Origin of the sequence: Streptomyces sp. NPDC053755, assembly GCF_040677675.1 — a bacterium.
In the GTDB taxonomy this organism is placed as follows: Bacteria; Actinomycetota; Actinomycetes; order Streptomycetales; family Streptomycetaceae; genus Streptomyces.
This window is the reverse complement of record NZ_JBFASK010000022.1, coordinates 1-12,408: the sequence shown is the minus strand read 5'-3', so window position 1 is coordinate 12,408 and position 12,408 is coordinate 1. Positions and strand designations below refer to the sequence as shown.

At 71.7% G+C, this 12,408-nt stretch carries 12 protein-coding genes; 7 read left to right on the top strand and 5 right to left on the bottom strand.

What is annotated here, in order from left to right:
• Window positions 1-3 precede the first annotated feature (3 nt).
• Window positions 4-363, top strand: a complete 360-nt coding sequence (locus AB0K65_RS21130) for a metal-sensitive transcriptional regulator (RefSeq protein WP_365718677.1) — start codon at window positions 4-6, stop codon at window positions 361-363.
• A 204-nt stretch (window positions 364-567) separates the two neighbouring features.
• On the opposite strand, the gene AB0K65_RS21125 is transcribed toward AB0K65_RS21130, so the two are convergent.
• From AB0K65_RS21125 to AB0K65_RS21110, 4 genes are all read right to left on the bottom strand, one after another.
• Window positions 568-825 (bottom strand): hypothetical protein, encoded by a 258-nt coding sequence (locus tag AB0K65_RS21125; RefSeq protein WP_365718675.1) that lies wholly within the window; start codon window positions 823-825, stop codon window positions 568-570.
• Window positions 826-939: 114 nt separating this feature from the next.
• Window positions 940-1,758 carry a hypothetical protein gene (locus tag AB0K65_RS21120; RefSeq protein WP_365718673.1) on the bottom strand — a complete coding sequence of 273 codons (819 nt, stop codon included), beginning with the start codon at window positions 1,756-1,758 and terminating at the stop codon, window positions 940-942.
• Between the two features lie 281 nt (window positions 1,759-2,039).
• Complete coding sequence (locus tag AB0K65_RS21115; protein WP_365718671.1) at window positions 2,040-2,756, bottom strand: phosphatase PAP2 family protein; 717 nt, start codon at window positions 2,754-2,756, stop codon at window positions 2,040-2,042.
• Window positions 2,757-2,950: 194 nt separating this feature from the next.
• The gene (locus AB0K65_RS21110) at window positions 2,951-3,970 is read right to left on the bottom strand and encodes a bifunctional lytic transglycosylase/C40 family peptidase (protein ID WP_365718669.1); all 1,020 of its coding nucleotides are present in this window, start codon (window positions 3,968-3,970) and stop codon (window positions 2,951-2,953) included.
• A 431-nt stretch (window positions 3,971-4,401) separates the two neighbouring features.
• On the opposite strand from AB0K65_RS21110, the gene AB0K65_RS21105 reads away from it, so the two are divergent.
• From AB0K65_RS21105 to AB0K65_RS21080, 6 genes are all read left to right on the top strand, one after another.
• The gene (locus AB0K65_RS21105; protein ID WP_365718875.1) at window positions 4,402-4,710 is read left to right on the top strand and encodes a hypothetical protein; all 309 of its coding nucleotides are present in this window, start codon (window positions 4,402-4,404) and stop codon (window positions 4,708-4,710) included.
• 106 nt (window positions 4,711-4,816) lie between these two features.
• Entirely contained in the window at window positions 4,817-5,668 is an 852-nt protein-coding gene (locus AB0K65_RS21100; protein ID WP_365718667.1) for a hypothetical protein, read from the top strand.
• The gene (locus AB0K65_RS21095; protein WP_365718665.1) at window positions 5,658-6,992 is read left to right on the top strand and encodes a hypothetical protein; all 1,335 of its coding nucleotides are present in this window, start codon (window positions 5,658-5,660) and stop codon (window positions 6,990-6,992) included. The genes AB0K65_RS21100 and AB0K65_RS21095 overlap by 11 nt, the downstream gene beginning before the upstream one ends.
• Entirely contained in the window at window positions 6,989-8,542 is a 1,554-nt protein-coding gene (locus AB0K65_RS21090) for an SCO6880 family protein (RefSeq protein WP_365718663.1), read from the top strand. Before AB0K65_RS21095 ends, AB0K65_RS21090 begins: the two co-directional genes overlap by 4 nt.
• Window positions 8,543-8,561: 19 nt before the next feature.
• Window positions 8,562-9,974 carry an ATP-binding protein gene (locus AB0K65_RS21085; protein WP_365718661.1) on the top strand — a complete coding sequence of 471 codons (1,413 nt, stop codon included), beginning with the start codon at window positions 8,562-8,564 and terminating at the stop codon, window positions 9,972-9,974.
• A gap of 1 nt (window position 9,975) precedes the next feature.
• Window positions 9,976-11,616, top strand: coding sequence for a type IV secretory system conjugative DNA transfer family protein (locus AB0K65_RS21080; protein WP_365718659.1), 1,641 nt, complete (start codon window positions 9,976-9,978; stop codon window positions 11,614-11,616).
• A 102-nt stretch (window positions 11,617-11,718) separates the two neighbouring features.
• Here the strand turns inward: AB0K65_RS21080 and AB0K65_RS21075 are convergent, their stop codons facing one another.
• Window positions 11,719-12,282, bottom strand: a complete 564-nt coding sequence (locus AB0K65_RS21075) for a GNAT family N-acetyltransferase (RefSeq protein WP_365718657.1) — start codon at window positions 12,280-12,282, stop codon at window positions 11,719-11,721.
• Window positions 12,283-12,408 lie beyond the last annotated feature (126 nt).

The following is a 12,408-nucleotide window of genomic DNA, read 5'->3' as shown; positions in this document are numbered from 1 at the left end:
GCGATGACGACCACCGAGGCGGACCAGGTCACCCCCGAGGCCGTCGAGCCGACCGTCGCGCCGGCCGACCACGACCACGACGTGCACGGCTACCACAAGCAGAAGGACGAGCACCTCAAGCGCCTCCGCCGGATCGAGGGGCAGATCCGTGGTCTGCAACGGATGGTCGACGAGGACGTCTACTGCATCGACATACTCACCCAGGTCTCGGCCTCCACGAAGGCCCTGCAGTCCTTCGCGCTCCAGCTGCTCGAGGAGCACCTGCGCCACTGCGTCGCCGACGCGGCCCTGAAGGGCGGCGACGAGATCGAGGCGAAGGTCGAGGAGGCCACGAAGGCCATCGCCCGGATGATGCGCACCTGACGGATGCGGGGCGGGGACCCGGGCGGCGGGGGCCGGCGCCGCGCACCGGGGCCGGGTCCGGGCGGTCGTGGCCGGAACCTGACCCGTGGCCGGAGCCGCGCACCGCACAGCGGGAGACGCTGAGGCGTGAGCCGCGCCCCGGACAGCCGCGGCCCGCGCCGCACTCGGGGACCGCACCTGTCGCCGGAGCCGCGCCCCGGCCGGTCAGCGGTCCCGCTCGCCGAGGCCGGCGGGCCGCCGGGCTTCGTCGGGCCGCCCGGCCCGGGTGCCCGCCCGCCCGACGGGCCCGGGCCCCTCGGCCCGCTCGCCCGCCACCCGCAGCACCTCGTCGATCCGGTCGGCGCTGAGGCGCTCCCCGTCGGCGGCCGAGGCCGCGATGATCAGCTCACCGCACAGCTCGATCTCGGCGAGAGCGACGCGTTCCTGCTCGGTGGGCAATGTCGCGGTACGGGACGGAGCCACGCGCTTTCACCTCTTCCTGCCGGCGTCGGTCTCCCAGCGTAGGGAGCGCGCCACGCACCGCGCATGACACGTCCGGACCATTTGAGGGTGGCCTGGCGGCCTACGACCGTCCCGTCACGCCTTGATCTTCCCGGCGTAGATGTCCTTCCGGGCCGGCAGGCGTACGTCGACGGGGGTGCCGAAGGCGTACAGCAGGGTGGTCGAGGCGACCGCGACCGTACGCCCCTGGTTGGTGAAGCTGAACTGGTGCCGGACCTTGCGCAGCCGCCCGTCGCCGTCCAGGTACGCGTCGAAGGGCACGGTGTCCTTGGCGAACCCTTTCGCCGCCGCGGCGAGCGCCCCGCGCACCTGAGGGGAGGCCGCCCGGGCGGCCGCCGCGATGTCGGCGGTGCCGCGGTAGTGGCTGACCTTCACCCCTGCCAGGTCGACCTCGCCGACGTAGTCGACGCCGCGCGCGCCGCGCAGGAGTTCGGCGGCGGCCGCCGGGTCGGTGGCCCCGCCCGTGACGAGGTTGCCGTCGTCGAGGGTGGTGGTGTCGACGCGGACCCACTTGTCGGCGGGCACTCCGGCCCCGCGGTTCTTCATGTACAGGGCACCGGGGCTGAGGAGTTCGGTGATGGGCCGGTGCTCGTCGGCCCCGGCGGCGTCCTTGGGCAGCACGACCTCCAGCCGGCCGGTGCGCCTGCGGAAGTCGTAGCCGCCCTCGCCGCGGATGGTGACGCGGGTTCCGCCCGCCGCCATCTCCATGGAGGTGGTCGCCTTGGACGTCCCGGCCCGGGCCAGCACGTCGGCCGCCTTCCGCACGGCCGCCGTCGGATCACCGCCGGGCTTGGCGTCGGCGGGGCCGGAGCACCCGCCGGCGGCCGCCCCTCCGACCAGAGCGGCGGCGACGGCGATCGCCCCGGTCCCGCGTCCGTACCTCCGCACCACCATCGCCTGCCAACCCCCAACGCCGAGCCGCTGCTTGCCGGGACCGCCCGACCGGATAACGACGGTCCCGGCGCCCCGTCACGCGCAGTACGGTGGTGGTGTGCACGAGCAGGCCCCGCATCACACGACCACGACGGAACGCGGCTCCTTCGCGATGGCCAGGTGCAGCTGCGGTTGGTCGGGCCCTGCCCGGCGCTCTCGCGAGCGGGCCCGTACGGACGCCGAGGCGCACACGGCGGCGCCACCGGAGGAGGAGCTGTAGGCCGTGCGGCCGGCTCGCCCCGCTACGCCGCGAGGTCGCTCTCGCCGGAGCCGGAGCCGATCCGGGGGTCGGTGATGCCGAGCGTCTCGGGGACCGGGCAGCGCTCGGCGGCGCGCCGGGACCGGACGAGCCGGGCGCCGTAGGACGAGCGGGCGACGGCGGAGACGACCGGGGTCAGCAGGGCGTGGGCGAGCGGCGCGAGGAGCAGGGCCACCGCCGTGCCGAGCGCGAAGCCGCCGATGACGTCGGTGGGGTAGTGCACGCCCATGTAGACGCGGCAGAAGCCCTCGGCGAAGGCGAGCGCGATGGCGGCGAGGCCGAATCCGCGGTGGGCGACGAAGAGTCCGACGCCGATGGCCATCGCCATGGTGGCGTGGTCGCTGACGAAGGAGTAGTCGGTCTTGCCGCCGATGAGGACCTCGAGCCCCTGGTGGTCGTTGAAGGGCCGCGGCCGCTCGACGAAGCCCCGGATGGGGATGTTGACGAGGAGCGCGACTCCGGCCGCGAGCGGGGCCCAGACGAGGCCCACGACACCGGCGACGGACTCGGCGAGGGTGCCGCGCCGGCGGACGCTCACCCAGCACCAGAGCGCGACGAGGACGAGGCCGAGCATGATGCCGTACTCGCCGACGAACTCCATGACGCGGTCGAACCACGGCGGCGCGTCCTTGGCCAGTCCGTTGATGTCGTAAAGCAGGCCGACATCGGGGTTCGAGCCGTCCGATGCGAGTCCAGCCATCTGCCGCGGCCCCTTGCCTTGTCCTGTGAGTCGACCGTGGGCGGTCGGATCAGGGAACGAACCGCCTGAGGCGAGCGTTCCGCTCTTCCCCGAGAATCAGCACGACGTTACCGAAGAGTGACACGTCGTCGCAGCTCAGGGCCATTGTTTAACGGAGAGTTCCGGCCACTCGGCCGGTTCGACCGGACACCACGTCAGGCTTGCGGCGGCCTGGTCGGCAGCGCCGCCGCACCGTCCGCGGTGACCCGGGTGGCACCGAAGTAGTCCGGCGTGTCGATCTTGTCGAACCGGATCACCGCCCCCGTTCGAGGCGCGTCGATCATATAGCCGCCGCCGACGTAGATGCCGACGTGCCTGATGGCACGGGAGTTGGTGAGGTCGTCCGAGAAGAAGACGAGGTCGCCGGGGAGCAGTTCGTCACGCGACGGATGGGGCCCCGCGTTGTACTGGTCGTTGGCCACGCGCGGCAGCCGGATCCCGACGCTGTCGTACGCGGCCTGGGTGAGACCGGAGCAATCGAATCGGCCATTCTGCGCGGCCGTTCCCGTACCGCCCCAGAGGTAGGGCGTGCCGAGTTTCTGCTGGGCGTAGTAGATCGCCCCGGCCGCCTGGCGGGACGGCTCGACCCGGCCCACGGGCCGGGCGAAGCTCTTCTCCAGCGAGCGGATGATCCGTACGTAGTTCTGGGTCTCGCTGATCCGGGGCACCCCGCCGGACTTGATGACGCGGTACGCCCCCGCGTTGTACGCGGCGAGCATGTTGTTCGTCGGGTCGCCCGGCACGTCCTTCACATAGCCGGCGAGTTCGCAGTCGTACGAGGCCGCGGACGGGATCGCGTCGTTCGGGTCCCAGACGTCCCGGTCCCCGTCGTTGTCCCCGTCGATACCGTGCCCGGCCCAGGTACCGGGGATGAACTGCGCGATGCCCATGGCGTTGGCGGGGGACACGACCTTCGGGTTCCAGCCGCTCTCCTGGTACAACTGCGCCGCGAGCAGCGCCGGATTGATGGCGGGGCAGAGGTTCCCCCACTTCTGCACCAGCCCCTGGTAAGCGGCCGGCACGGCGCCCCTGGCCAGGCCCACGGTGCCGTTCTTGGCGTCCCCCGCGCCCCCGAAGAGACCGGCGGCGGCGGAGTAGGTACCGACGACGAGCAGCGCGACGAAGCCGAGGCACACCCCGACGGCCCCGCCACCCACGAGCCACGCCTTACGCACCGTCAAACACCCCCGAGGTCCCGGCAGTCCGCCACGCGTCGAGTCTAGGCGGCGGGGGGCCGCCCGGGGCGTGGACGAAAAGGACGGACCGGATGTGTCAGAAACCCTCCGGCCACGCGCGGCGCGGCTGTCCCGCCCCTTTCCGCGACCGTGCCGCCCCTTCCCGTGGTCGCCACACCCCCAAGAGTGCAACAACGACAATCATTGCCCGGAGTCACACCCCGTGATACACAGAGTGACCATACGCTTCTTCGTAGAGAAACCGGCCACACCGCCGCAGGTCAAGGCGGCCAGATCGGTCAAGTGTGCGGGGATCGGGTAAAGAGAGCCGCCAAGCCGTCACACGCGAGCGGTTTCATCAGCGAAGATAGGACGATGACCCATGCCATCCGGCAGGGGCGACGAACTACCCAACAGGGGCGGTGAGTTACATGTACCTGGCGGCGCCAAAGGGCGACATCACCACCATCATCGGTGGAATCGCCCCGAACTGGGGGCCTTTCGGAAGCCTGGGCAACGAGGCCAAGGTGATGATCGAGGTCGTGATGGCCGTGGCCATCCTGCTCTGCCTCGGCATCGCCATCTGGGGCGCGGCCAAGCAGCGCATCGGCGCGACCGCCCTCCGGGACACGTTCAGCGCCGAGCAGGGCAAGGGCCTGATCGTGGCCGGCCTCACCGGCGTCTTCATCATCGGATCGCTGGGGACGCTCTTCACCATCGTGTACGGGATGGCCGTCTAACCCACCGAAGGTCACGATCCCTGATGTCCAGTCACCACACCGCGCCCGCGCGGCGAACAGCACGGCTTCTGTCGTACCCGCGAACGGTTGAGGGGGCGTACCCGTCATGAGTCTCGGCGACGAGAACGACGGCTTCGGCGGCGGTGTCGGCGGCTCGGGCCAGACCCGTACCCGTCTCCCCGAGGGCGGCAGCGGCGACCTCTACGGCGGCGGCACCCGTCGCCCCCCGGTGCGCAGCTCCCGCTCGCTGATCACGGTCGTGGGCGTGGTGGTCCTGCTGATCGCCGCGATCGCCTTCGCCAACCGCGGCGACGGCGACCCCACGGCCGGCTCGTCCACCTCGACGGACAAGGCCCCGGCGGGCGCGGGAGCACCGACGGCGGCGACGGGAGTCCGCCCGGTGACGGGCAGGACGGGCCAGATCCCCACGGGCTTCGCCCACGACGAACAGGGAGCGCAGAGCGCGGCGTCGAACTACGCCGTGGCCCTCGGTTCCGCCGACATGTTCCGGGCCGGACCCCGGCGGGTCATCGTGGAGACCGTCCACGACCCCGCCGTGGTCACCGGTCTGCTCGCGAGGCTGGACACGTCCTACTCCCCCGGCTTCATGGCGGCCGTCGGCCTCGAGGCGGACGGCACCGCCCCGGTCGGTCTGGCCTTCGTGTCGCGCACGATCCCCGTCGGCGCCAAGGTGCGGGACTTCACGAACGACTCCGCCACCGTCGACGTCTGGTGCACCGGCCTCGTCGGCCTGGCGGGCGAAGGCTCCACCAAGCCGGTCACCTCCAACTGGTTCACCATCACCCAGAAGCTCAGGTGGGTGGAGAACGACTGGAAGATCGTCTCGTCGGAGCAGACAGAGGGCCCGACGCCGGTCAACGGCGACAACCGCGCCTCGCTGGCGGACGAGATCGCCGAGGCCGTCGAAGGTTACGGAGGGTTCACCTATGCCCGCTGACCGGCGTTCCCGTATCCGTGCGCTCGGCACGCTGGCCGCCGCACTGCCCACCGCGGTCGTCCTGCTGTCGGCGCGGGCCTACGCGGCACCCACTCCGACCCCCACCCCCTCGCCCAGCACGGGCGACAACCCGTGCGACCTCATCGTCGGCCAGGCCAGGGACTACTGCGAGGACGGCGACGGCGCCGCCCGCTCCCCCCGCGTCGAGGACCCCACCTCCGCCCTCGACCCCCTCTCCTCCCTCGCCCGCGGCTGCGCCGACGCCGCCGTCTCCATCGTCGACGCCCTCTCCAAGGCCGTGAAGGAGACCGCCGAGGTCGACTTCACCAACTCCGCCTTCCTCGCCCGCTACGCCGTCGTCTTCGCCGCGGCCACCGTCCTCACCCTCCTCCTCTGGCTCCTCGCCGTCGCCAAGCGGGCCATGCGCGGCGTCCCCCTCACCACCGCCATCTCCGAGGCCATCGGCTTCCTCTGGCTGACCGTCCTCGCGTCCGCCTTCACGCCGCTGATCCTCTACACCGTCGTCTCCGCGACCGACGCCGTCACCGAGGTCATCGCCTCCGGGACCGGGCAGCAGACCGACGTCTTCTTCGGGAGCTTCAAGGAAGCGCTCCAGAAGGGCGACGACATCGGCGGCGGGCCCATCATGCTGATCATCGTCTCGCTCGTGACCGTGCTCGCCGCCGGCGTGCTCTACCTGGAGCTGTTCCTCCGCGCCGTGCTGCTCTACGTCGGCGCCCTCCTCGGCGTCGTCGTCTACTCCGGTCTCGTGGACAAGAACATGTGGGGCCACGTCCGCCGCTGGGCCGGGATCATGATCGCGGTCATCCTCGTCAAGCCCGTCATCGTCATCGTCCTCGGGCTCGCCGGCGCGCTCTCCTCCGGTACCGGCCCCGACTCGTTCTCCGCCGTCGTGTCCGGGCTCGCGATCATCCTGCTGGCCATCTTCGCGTCCGGCATGATCTACCGCTTCGTACCCGGCTTCGGCGACGAGATCGTCGCCTCCCGCAACAACCGGCTCCACCGCTCGGGCGAGAACGCGGCCGCCGCCGTCATCTCCTCCCCCGCCTCCCTCGTCTCGCAGGGCATCAAGACCCACAGCACCCGCGGCGACGGCGGAGGCGGTCAGTCCGGCGGCAACAGCGGCGGCGCCCGCCCCGCCAACCCCCTCGCCGGTGGCGTCGCGGCCCACAGCAGCCGCGGGGGCTCGGGCGGGGGCGGCGGCGGAACTGTCCCCTCCGCCGCACCCCCGCCGCGTAGCAGCAGCCCCACGTCAGGCACACCGCACAGCAACCGAAAGAACTCTGGAGGTGGAGGGCGTTGACGACCCAGTCCCATCCGGTCACGCCCCGCCGCACGTATCTCATCGGCCGGGCCCGGCCGAACGCGATCGTCGGCAAGAACCGCGAGACGGGCGAGATCGCGCTGATCATCGCCGGCGCGTTCCTCGGCATGATGAGCGGTCTGATCGTCCCCGTCCTGTCCCTGCGCATCGTGCTGCTCATGGGCTTCCCCATGCTCGCGCTCGCCGCGGTCTACGTCCCGTACAAGCACCGCACGTTCTACAAATGGTTCGAGATCAACCGCAGTTACAAGCGCTCCCTCAAGCGCGGCACGGCCTACCGCTCGGCCACCGCCGAGGCCGGCACCCGCCTCGACGGCCGCGAGGTCGAGGTCGGCCCGCCCCCCGGCATCGGCAGGATCAACTGGATGTCCGCGCCCTTCGGCCCGGACGAGATCGCCGTCCTCCTCCACGCCGACCGGCGGACGGTCACCGCGGCCATCGAGATCGAGGGCCCCGGCGTCGGCCTGCGCGACAGCGAGGACCAGGAGGCACTGGTCGACCGCTTCGGCACGCTCCTCAAGCACGTCGCCAACGGGGACGGCTTCGTCACCCGCCTCCAGATGCTCGCCCGCACCCTCCCCGCGGACCCCGACGCCCACGCCAAGGACGTCGGCCAGCGCGGCGACCCGAACGCCCCCGGCTGGCTCCAGGAGTCGTACGAGCAGCTCCAGTCGATGGTCTCCACCTCCAGCGAGCAGCACCGCGCCTACCTCGTCGCCTGCATGCACTACACCCGCGAGCTCGCCGCCGAGGCGAACGCCATGGCCCGCGCCGCCCGCCACGCCTCCGGCGCCCGCAAGCTCGACCGCGACGCCGGACTCGCCGTCGTCATGGCCCGCGAGCTCACCGACATCTGCGCCCGCCTCGCCGAGGCCGACATCCGGGTCCGCCAGCCCCTCGGACAGTCCCGGCTCTCCTCCCTCGTGCACTCCATGTACGACCCGGACCACCCCATCGACCACATCCAGGCCATGACGAAGCGGAACGCCTGGCCCGCCGAGCTGGACGCCATGGAGCCGACGTACCTCCAGGCGAAGACCCGCGAGTCCTCCACCCGCGCGCCCTGGTGCCACGCCACGGCCTGGGTGAAGGAGTGGCCGATGACCCCCGTCGGCGTCAACTTCCTCGCCCCGCTCCTCGTCCACACCCCGGACGTCATCCGCACCGTCGCCGTCACCATGGACCTCGAACCCACCGAGGTCGCCATCGAGCGCATGCTCACCGAGAAGACCAACGACGAGGCCGAGGCCTCCCGCCAGGCCAAGATGAACCGCACCGTCGACCCCCGCGACATCGCCGCACACGGCCGGCTCGACCAGCGGGGTGAAGATCTCGCGAGCGGCGCGGCGGGCGTCAACCTCGTCGGGTACATCACTGTGTCGTCGCGTTCGCCCGAGGCCCTGGCCAGGGACAAGCGCACGATCAGGGCCTCCGCCGGCAAGTCGTACCTGAAGCTGGAGTGGTGCGACCGCGAGCACCACCGGGCCTTTGTGAACACCTTGCCGTTCGCGACCGGCATCCGCCGCTAGCCGCTAAGGGGCCCGTGCCATGCGAGATCCGCTCTCCGCCCTCACCGAGGCGTTCACCTCCTTCCTCTTCGGGAAGGTCGAGACGACACGGCTGCCCGTACGCACCTCGACCGGACAGGCCCAGGCCGTCTACCTGCCCACGGCCGCCCCCGGTCTCGGCGACTCGGGCGTCATCATCGGCCGCGAGGTGTACAGCGGCAAGGGATACATCTACGACCCGTTCCAGCTGTACGGACAGCAGCTCCCGGCCCCCCACTGGCTCGTCCTCGGGGAGTCCGGGAACGGCAAGTCCGCCCTGGAGAAGACGTACGTCCTGCGCCAGCTCCGCTTCCGCGACCGGCAGGTCGTCGTCCTCGACGCCCAGGGCGAGGACGGCGTCGGCGAATGGAACCTCATCGCGCAGGAGCTGGGAATAACCCCCATCCGCCTGGACCCCATGGTCGCCGTCGACTCCGGCATCCGTCTCAACCCGCTCGACCCGTCGATCACCACGACCGGGCAGCTCGCCCTGCTCCGTACGATCATCGAGGTCGCCATGGGCCACGGCCTGGACGAGCGGTCCGGCTTCGCCCTCAAGGTCGCCCACGCCTACGTCACCGACCACATCACCGACCGCCAGCCGATCCTCACCGACATCGTCGAGCAGCTGCGCCACCCGAAGGCGGAGTCGGCCGAGGCGATGAACGTCGACATAGACGATGTGCGGGCCTGGGGCCTGGACGTGGCGCTCGTCCTGGACCGGCTGGTCGACGGCGACCTGCGCGGCATGTTCGACGGTCCGACGACCGTCGGCATCGACCTCGACGCCCCGCTGATCGTCTTCGACCTCTCCCACATCGACCGCAACTCCATCGCCATGCCGATCCTCATGGCGATCGTCGGCGTCTGGCTGGAGCACACCTGGATCCGCCCCGACCGGAAGAAGCGCATCTTCCTGGTCGAGGAGGCCTGGCACATCATCAACAGCCCCTTCGTCGCGCAGCTCTTCCAGCGGCTGCTGAAGTTCGGGCGACGGCTCGGCCTGTCCTTCGTGGCGGTCGTGCACCACCTCTCCGACGTGGTCGACGGAGCGGCGGCCCGGGAGGCCGCGGCCATCCTCAAGATGGCCTCGACCCGCACCATCTACGCCCAGAAGGCCGACGAGGCCCGGGCCACCGGCAAGGTCCTCGGCCTGCCCCGCTGGGCCGTCGAGATCATCCCGACCCTCACACCCGGCATCGCGGTGTGGGACGTCAACGGCAACGTCCAGGTGGTCAAACACCTCATCACCGAGAAGGAACGCCCACTCGTCTACACCGACCGCGCCATGACCGAGTCCTCCCGGCCGGAAGACCTTCCCGAGGACCTGCGCGCCGCGGAGTGGGAAGCCGAGCAACGGGCCGCCCTCATCGAGCAGCAGGTGAACGACCCCTCCGAGTCAACGGTGGCATGACATGGCGCAGGACCAGCGGACAGGCGGGGTCTCCGACGGGCTGCTCGTGGGGCTCCTGGGGTTCCTGTTCGGCCTGAGCGTGCTGGCATGGACGGCGACCGGCCTGGCCGGTCTGCTCGCGAAGGGCGCGTGGCCGACCGGGGTCACCTTCACCAGGACTCCGTTCGCCCTCCGGGCCCTGATCGGCAGCCCACAGGACCTGGCGGGCGCGTGGCCGGACACCCCGGCCGGCGAGCTGTCGGGGTACGGGCTGTTCTGGGGCCTGTTCATCGGCGAGCTGATGGTGCTGGCGGTTCTCCTGGTGTTCGCGGTGGGAACGCTGGCGCGGTGGCGAGGGGTACGGGCGGCCCGACGCGCCCGCGCCGGAGGCGCGGCGGTCGAGGCGCGGGAGGAGCACCGGCGCCACCCGTCCCAAGCCTCGCCCGCCACCACGGAGCCCGTCGTCAGCGAGCCCCTCCATACCGAAGCCAACGAAGCCAACAACACCGCCGAATCCACCGCCCCCGCCGAGCCCGTCGCCCACAAGGCCGTCGTCGTCGAGCCCGTCATCGTCGAGCCCGTCATCGTCGAGCCCGTCCCCCCGGCGAAGCCCCTCCGCGCCGAAGCGACCGAGGCCACCGAAACCACCGAGCCCGAGCCTGCCTCTGCCGCGATCGCGCTCGCCCAAGCCGCCCCCACCGGCCCCTTCCTCATCGACCCGGTCCTCCCCTCCCCCCGCGCTCCCCGCCTCGTCTACGGCTCCCCCGCAGCCCGCCGGCCCTCGGCCCTCCAGGCCGTCCAGGACGCGGAGGGCCCCGCGCTCGTCGTGACCTCCGACCCCAGCGTCTGGGCCGAGACCAAGGACGCCCGCGGCAAGCTCGGCCCGGTCCTCGTCTACGACCCCGGTCACCTCTGCGACACGCCTGCCCGGCTCCACTGGTCCCCGGCCGACCGGTGCGAGGACCCGGCCACGGCCCAGGAACGCTCGATCGCGCTGCTCGCCCCCGTACGCCCGCCGTCCCGGCTGGACGCCGCCGTCGCCGAGACCGCCGAAACGCTCCTGCGCTGCTGGCTGCACGCCGCCGCGGTGGGCGACCGCCCGTTCAAGCAGATCCACCGCTGGGCGCAGGGCACGGGCGCGCACGAGCCCGTACGCATCCTCCGCACCCACCCCAAGGCGGCCGGCGGCCACGCCGGTCTTCTGGAGTCGGCGCTGACCGCGTATCCGGAACGGCGCCAGATGGCACAGGAGCTGACGGCGCGTGCGCTGTCGTCGCTCTCCTCGGTCCACATCCGCGAGGCGTGCACGCCGAATCGAACGGATTCGTTGACGCTGGAATCATTCATCGCGGAAGGGGGCACCCTTTACGTGGTGGGTGAACCGGTCGAGGACCCCCGCACCCGTCCCGGTGCGATGCCTCTGCTGACCGCCCTCACCGCGAGCGTGGTCGGGCACGGCCGCCGCATGGCCGCACGGTCATCCGACGGTCGGCTCGACCCACCACTCACGCTCGTTCTCGACGACGTGGCCGCCGTGGCCCCGATCCCCCGCCTCCCCGACCTGCTGGCGCACGGCCAGGACAAGGGCCTCCCCACCACGGTCCTCCTCCGCTCGCGCGAACAGGCCAGGGCCCGCTGGCAGCAGCCGCTCCCCCAGAGCTGAGCAGGCCGGAACCGAGACGCCGGATCCGAGCAGAGCAGACCAGAGCCGAGCACCCCGCACAGGGAGGGGCGTCGGGCGTCCCACCCCTCCGCGGGCCGGCCCTCAGCGGCCCGCCGGCCGCCGGATCTCGTACTCCGCCTCGAACGTCGACTCGTTCCCCGGCATCGGCACCCGCTCCCCGCTCGCCGTGAACCCGAAGCGCCGGTAGAACGCGGCCGCCCGCGCGTTCTCTTCGTGGACGTACAGCCGCACCCGCCGCACCGACGGCTCGGCCAGAGCCCAGGACCACTCCACGCCCTCGCGGAACAGCCGCTCGACCAGCCCCGTACCCCGCGCCTCGGGGCGGACGTACACGCCCACGATGTGCGTCTGGTCGGCCTTCGCCGCCGTACCGAAGCGAGGGTCGTCCGTGGGGCGCTCCACCAGCACCGTGATCGTGCCCGCCCAGCTCCCGTCCGGAGCCTCCGCGACGAACTGCCGGGCATGCGCGCTGCCTTCGGCCGCCCCCTCCGCACGGTCCCGCCAGAACGACTCGGGCCGCCCGACGGCGGCCTCGTAGGTGTCCAGGAAGGCGATGCGCGCGACCGGGTCCCTCAGGGCGGCCAACCGGATCTCGCGGCTCTTCTCCCACTCGTCGGCGCGGATGGCTCGGATCACATAGTTCATACGGCGATCATCACCGCCCCCGCCCGCCCTGACAACGGAATTCGAGGGCAGCACCAGCAGCACCAAGCCCTCGCACCGCACCCGCCCCTGAACGCAGAAAAGCCCCGCACCATAAGGTGCGGGGCT